The following is a 292-nucleotide window of genomic DNA, read 5'->3' on the forward strand; positions in this document are numbered from 1 at the left end:
TAATGCTTTGATCATACTTCTAATGGTATTTGTAGTATTTGTTGTAAAAGGAGGTCTGGTCTCTTTAACCGCATTTGCTTTAAATTATCCTTTAAGATCAGTGATTCTCACAGGAATGGCATTATTCCAGGTGGGGGAATTTGCCTTCATTTTGTCGAGAGTGGGAATAGAGAACGGACTTCTCTCTCCTCAAATGAATCAATTCTTTCTTTCGGTTTCGGTATTTACCATGTTGCTTACACCTTTTGTTTTTCTTCTTTCCGGAAGGGTTGCAAATTATATATTGAGAATT

At 36.3% G+C, this 292-nt stretch carries 1 protein-coding gene; it reads left to right on the plus strand.

All coding sequences use genetic code 11. The annotated features are described in order from the left end of the window. Nucleotides 1-7: 7 nt before the first annotated feature. On the plus strand, nt 8-292 hold a 285-nt coding region (locus tag HC175_RS24825), incomplete at its 3' end, for a cation:proton antiporter domain-containing protein (protein ID WP_369074374.1).

It is taken from the genome of Salinimicrobium oceani, from assembly GCF_012037645.1.